Origin of the sequence: Noviherbaspirillum malthae (genome assembly GCF_015352985.1) — a bacterium.
Classification (GTDB): Bacteria; Pseudomonadota; Gammaproteobacteria; order Burkholderiales; family Burkholderiaceae_D; genus Noviherbaspirillum; species Noviherbaspirillum malthae.
This window is the reverse complement of the sequence record NZ_JACYXF010000198.1, coordinates 1-767: the sequence shown is the minus strand read 5'-3', so window position 1 is coordinate 767 and position 767 is coordinate 1. Positions and strand designations below refer to the sequence as shown.

Annotated in this window: 1 protein-coding gene and 1 pseudogene; one reads left to right on the top strand and one right to left on the bottom strand. The window is 55.9% G+C overall.

Annotated features, from left to right (window positions below; genetic code table 11):
• Positions 1-295, bottom strand: a pseudogene (locus IGW03_RS37750) (winged helix-turn-helix domain-containing protein); the annotation flags it as partial.
• Between the two features lies 1 nt (position 296).
• On the opposite strand from IGW03_RS37750, the gene IGW03_RS37745 reads away from it, so the two are divergent.
• Positions 297-614 (top strand): AMP-binding protein, encoded by a 318-nt coding sequence (locus IGW03_RS37745; protein WP_151639265.1) that lies wholly within the window; start codon positions 297-299, stop codon positions 612-614.
• The last annotated feature ends 153 nt before the right edge of the window (positions 615-767 follow it).

The following is a 767-nucleotide window of genomic DNA, read 5'->3' as shown; positions in this document are numbered from 1 at the left end:
GTCACCGTGGCAATCTTCGACAGCTTTTCCCGTGTGCCGCCTACGGCCAGCGTCCCCGGCGTTTTGCCCCTGGGCGCAAAACTGCGTCCCTGCACATCCGTGTTCACCAGCGCTGTCTCGTCGCCCCAGTGAATCTCGGCGTCCTCTTTCTTGGCGCGAAGCGCGATCTCCGGGTAGGTTTGCTCCAGCCACTCGCTTACCGCCTGCGATGACTGTTCATAGCTCGCCGGATCGGCTTTTGCGGCCTGAAGCCCGAGAGCGTCAGATACTTGCCTACCGAGCGTACATGCAAACGAATGCTGCTGATGGCCGCCTACAAGATCAGTGCTGTCAGCATGCCGGTCAATTGGCGCTTGGCGCCGCCCCAGACCGAATATGTGCTAAACAAAGGCGAAGCGAAGATCCTGATGGTGAATCAGGTTTTCCAAGACGCCATTGCACGCATCTCCGTACCGGGGCTGCGCCTGACGGTCGCCACCGATTCCAGCGCCAGACTGCCTGCGTTCGCGGGCTGGCGTTCCGAAAATGAGCGACTCGAGGACTGCCCATTGTTCATCGGTAAGTTCTTCTCTTCGCGCCATGATGAAACCTCTTCATGCCGAAAAAAACATTGACTACCTATTAATGAAACGAGTTCTAATACTACAGCTGTAAGTAAGCCGAATGTTTGTTGACGTTTGCAGTCCAACTGCCAAGGTAAGGTTGGAGGGCGGATCATGGACGAAGTTGCGAAGCAGTATGTTGAATTGAGCGAAAGCTGGCTCGAA

Excerpts from the sequence above, each read along its gene's own strand:
- IGW03_RS37745 (WP_151639265.1), top strand. The coding sequence starts at position 297 with ATGCTGCTGATGGCCGCCTACAAGATCAGTGCTGTCAGCATGCCGGTC.